Annotated in this window: 4 protein-coding genes and 1 rRNA gene; all 5 read left to right on the top strand. The window is 71.1% G+C overall.

The genetic code is table 11. From position 1 onward, the window contains the following. Window positions 1–22 precede the first annotated feature (22 nt). A 5S ribosomal RNA gene (gene rrf / locus VIU94_RS21995) occupies window positions 23–139 on the top strand. Between the two features lie 63 nt (window positions 140–202). Continuing rightward, window positions 203–850 carry an HAD family hydrolase gene (locus tag VIU94_RS22000; RefSeq protein ID WP_331913573.1) on the top strand — a complete coding sequence of 216 codons (648 nt, stop codon included), beginning with the start codon at window positions 203–205 and terminating at the stop codon, window positions 848–850. A gap of 43 nt (window positions 851–893) precedes the next feature. Continuing rightward, window positions 894–2096, top strand: a complete 1203-nt coding sequence (locus VIU94_RS22005; protein ID WP_331913570.1) for an MFS transporter — start codon at window positions 894–896, stop codon at window positions 2094–2096. After that, window positions 2065–3240 carry an acetoin utilization protein AcuC gene (locus VIU94_RS22010; RefSeq protein ID WP_331913571.1) on the top strand — a complete coding sequence of 392 codons (1176 nt, stop codon included), beginning with the start codon at window positions 2065–2067 and terminating at the stop codon, window positions 3238–3240. Before VIU94_RS22005 ends, VIU94_RS22010 begins: the two co-directional genes overlap by 32 nt. A gap of 127 nt (window positions 3241–3367) precedes the next feature. After that, window positions 3368–4135: phosphatase (locus VIU94_RS22015; protein WP_331913572.1), on the top strand; the 768-nt coding region annotated here is incomplete at its 3' end.

The following is a 4135-nucleotide window of genomic DNA, read 5'->3' on the forward strand; positions in this document are numbered from 1 at the left end:
TGGAGTTCCAACTTCATAGTGTTTCGGTGGTCATAGCGTTAGGGAAACGCCCGGTTACATTCCGAACCCGGAAGCTAAGCCTTTCAGCGCCGATGGTACTGCAGGGGGGACCCTGTGGGAGAGTAGGACGCCGCCGAACAATCATTGTGGGAAAGCCCCGCACCTCATGGTGCGGGGCTTTTCTGCGTTTAGGGTGATCTCCATGCGCTACGAACTGATCATCTTCGACAATGATGGTGTGCTCGTCGACAGCGAGCCGATCTCCAACACCATCCTGGCCGCCTACCTCACCGAGCTCGGGCACCCGACCTCGTACGAGGAATCCGTGCGCGACTACATGGGATCGGCCATGCACCGTATCCATGAACTGGTCGAAGAGCGGACCGGGGAGCGGCTGCCGGCGGACTTCGACGAGACGTTTCATCGGCGGGTGTTCGCCGCGTTCCAGCGGGAGTTGGAGGCCGTCGCCGGGGCGGGCGATGTGCTCAAGAGGCTGGTCGGCGAGGGTGTGCCGTACTGCGTGGCGTCGTCCGGGAGTCATGAGCGGATTCGGGTGGGGCACCGGAAGACCGGGCTCGATGGATGGTTCCGCGACGAGATCGTGTTCAGTGCCGAGGATGTCGGCCGAGGGAAGCCGGCGCCCGATCTCTTCCTTCATGCCGCAGCCCGCATGGGCGTCGCGCCCGAGCGTTGCGTCGTCGTGGAGGACAGCCGGCTCGGCGTCGAGGCGGCGCGGGCGGCCGGGATGGACGTGTACGGGTTCACGGCCATGACGTCGCGGGAGCGGCTGGCCGGGGCCACGGGGTACTTCGGGCGCATGGACGAGCTGCTTCCGACATTGGGTATGTGATCCATCTACCCATGGGTAGGTCCCGGCCCTACGCTGTGCCGCCATGACAGAGACGCGGTTGCGGCGTGGGCGGGGATCTCTCGCGGTGAGCTTCTTCGTGCAGGGGGTCACCTTTGCTCTGCTCGTGACCCGAATACCGGCGATCCAGGACCGGTACGGGATCTCCGACGGGCTGCTGCCGGTCTTCCTCGCCGCCGTGCCGATCCTCGCCGGCGTCGCGAGCGTCGTCACCGAGAAGCTCGTAGCCCGCGTCGGGCCGGGGGCGGTGCTGCGCTGGACGCAGCCGGTGGTGCTGCTGGCGCTGCTGGGCGTCGGGGCCGGGTCCGAGCTGTGGCACGCGGCCGTGGCGCTCGGGGTGTTCGGGCTTGCGGTGGGCGCGCTGGACGCCTCGATGAACATGCTCGGGGTGAGCCTCCAGCGGGCGTACGGGCGGAGCATCATGCTCGGCTTCCACGCCTCGTACAGTCTCGGCGGCATCGCGGGGGCCTCGCTGGCGTGGGCCGGGGCGCACTGGCACCTGCCGCTGTTCGTGTCCTATCTGCCCGTGGTGGCCGTGCTGTTGCCCGTCGCGTTCGTCGGGAGCCGCTGGTACGTGGACGGGGAGCCCGGGCCGGTGGTGGGGGACGGGGCGGGTGCCGTCGGCGGCGGGGTCGCGTTCAAGCTGCTGATGCCGCTGTGTCTCGTCATGAGCTTCGCGTACATCGGCGATTCCACGGTCTCCAACTGGTCGGCGAAGTACCTCCAGGACGTGCTGAACAGCTCGGAGGAGCTGGCGACCGTGCCGTACAACGCGTACATGGTGACGACGCTGCTCGGGCGCTCGGTGGGGGACCTCGGGGTGCGGCGGTTCGGTGCGGCGGCCGTGGTGCGGGCCGGGTCGGTGCTGGCGGCGCTCGGGTTCGCGGTCGTAGCGGCGGCGCCGGGGGCCTGGGTCGGGATGGCCGGGTTCACGATCCTGGGGCTGGGGCTCAGTGTGATCGTGCCGCAGACCTTCGCGGCCGCCGGGCGGCTGTTCCCCGGCGCGAGCGACGCGGCCGTCGCGCGGCTCAATGTCTTCAACTACGTCGGCTTCCTGATCGGCTCCCCGCTGGTGGGGGCGCTGGGCGACGCGTGGACGTATCGCGGGGCGATGCTTGTGCCGATGGTGTTGGTCCTGGTGACGGTGGTGTATGCCACGTCGTTCGGCGCGCGACCGGCCCGATACGGTGGCGGGCATGAGCGGCCGCGCACTGTTGATGTGGGATGAAGCTGTCACCGGGTACGACTTCGGTCCCGACCATCCGATGGATCCGGTACGGCTCGCGCTGACCATGGGGCTGGTGCGGGCGTACGGCCTCGACCGGCAGGTCGACGTGGTGGCGGCGAAGCCGGCCGGAGACTCGACGCTGCGGCTCGTGCACCGTGAGGACTACGTGGCGGCGGTGCGGGCGGCGTCCGCGGACCCGCGGTCGGCGGACCAGGCGTACGGGCTCGGGACGGTCGACGATCCGGCGTTCGCCGGGATGCACGAGGCGTCCGCGCTGATCGCCGGGCAGTCGGTGGGCGCGGCCGAGGCGGTCTGGCGCGGGGAGGCCGCGCACGCGGTGAACTTCGCCGGCGGGCTGCACCACGCGATGCCGGGGGCGGCGTCCGGGTTCTGCATCTACAACGACGCCTCGCTGGCGATCGCCCGCCTGCTCGAGCTGGGCGCGGAGCGGGTCGCGTACGTGGACGTGGACGTGCACCACGGCGACGGGGTGCAGGCGGCGTTCTGGGAGGACCCGCGCGTTCTGACGATCTCGCTGCACGAGCATCCGCGGACGCTGTTCCCGCAGACCGGCTGGCCGGAGGAGACCGGTGCGCCGGGGGCGGGCGAGGGCGGGGCGGTGAACCTGGCGCTGCCGGCGGGGCTCGGGGACGCGGGCTGGCTGCGGGCGTTCCACGCGGTGGTGCCGGAGCTGATCGCGGACTTCCGTCCGCAGGTGCTGGTGACGCAGCACGGGGCGGACACGCATTTCGAGGACCCGCTGGCCCACCTGGCGGTGTCGCTCGACGCGCAGCGGGCGGTGCAGGAGGCGTGCCACGAGCTGGCGCACCAGTACGCCGACGGGCGGTGGGTGGCCTTGGGCGGCGGCGGGTACGCGGTGGTGGACGTCGTACCGCGGTCCTGGACGCATCTCGTGGGCATCGCGGCGCACGCGCCGGTGGAGCCCGAGTCGGTGATCCCCGAGGAGTGGAAGGACCAGGTGTACGCGCGGACGCGGCAGCTGGGGCCGGGGCGGATGACGGACGGCCGGTGGCCGGTCGAGTGGCGGGACTGGTCGGAGGGGTACGACCCGGCGGACCGGCTGGACCAGGCGGTGCTCGCGACCCGGAAGGCGGCGTTCCCGCTGCGCGGGCTGCTGGCCTGACGCGGGCCCGCTCCCGGGGCCGCCCGTACCCGCAGGCATTCGGACAGTGTCCGGCCGCGTTACGCCAACTGTGGTGTCTGTGGCGGGTTTTGACGTCTGCCGGCGGGGTCTGCGGCAGCATCGAGTGGTGCTGAGTACCGGGGCGTTGCGTGCGCATCTGTTGGCGGCGAGATTGGCCGGGCCCGTGTCGACCTCGCGCGAGGAGAGTCTGCGGAGCTACCGGCTCTTCGCCGCGCGCGATCCGCGGGTGACACTGGGGCTGCACCCCGACCGGGGCTGGGACGAGCACGAACTGCTGCGGCTGATGGTGGCCAAGTGCGGGGTGTCGGACGACCCCCGGCACCGTACGGGGCCCGATGTCATCGACCCGGAGCGGACCCTGCGCGGCCTGGACGCGTTCGCCGCGCGGCTCCGGGACACGGCGGCGCGGCGCGCTCCGGTGCTGTTCGGGACGGGTCATCCGCACCGGCTGCTGGGCTTCTACGCCGCGCTCGCAGACGCGATGTCGGCGGCGGGATGTCTTGTTCTCACACCGGCGCAGGGGCGATGTGTCGACATAACGACCCGGTTCGGTCTACGCACGTACAACCTCGACTACGTACGAGGCGTCGCGTTCGTGCGCGAACCCGGCGCGTCCGCAGCCGGGCGTGAAACGGGGGCGCACACCCACTCGCCGCTCCCCGTCAGGGCCGCACTGGAGGGTCTCGCCGACGCCGGCTCGCCGCTGCCCGAGCTCGTCGTCGGGGACCACGGTTGGGTCTGCGGGGCTGGTCAGCTGGGCATTGAGGCCATCGGGCTGGCCGACACGGACGATCCCGCACTGTTCGTCGGGGAGGCGGAGGGGAGGGTGTCCGTCGCGGTTCCGATTGATGACGCTGTGCGGTCCGCTTACTAC

Origin of the sequence: Streptomyces sp. (genome assembly GCF_036566765.1) — a bacterium.
Lineage (GTDB): Bacteria > Actinomycetota > Actinomycetes > Streptomycetales > Streptomycetaceae > Streptomyces.

Coding starts and splice junctions, on each gene's coding strand:
- VIU94_RS22000 (WP_331913573.1), top strand. CDS start 203: ATGCGCTACGAACTGATCATCTTCGACAATGATGGTGTGCTCGTCGAC.
- VIU94_RS22005 (WP_331913570.1), top strand. CDS start 894: ATGACAGAGACGCGGTTGCGGCGTGGGCGGGGATCTCTCGCGGTGAGC.
- VIU94_RS22010 (WP_331913571.1), top strand. CDS start 2,065: ATGAGCGGCCGCGCACTGTTGATGTGGGATGAAGCTGTCACCGGGTAC.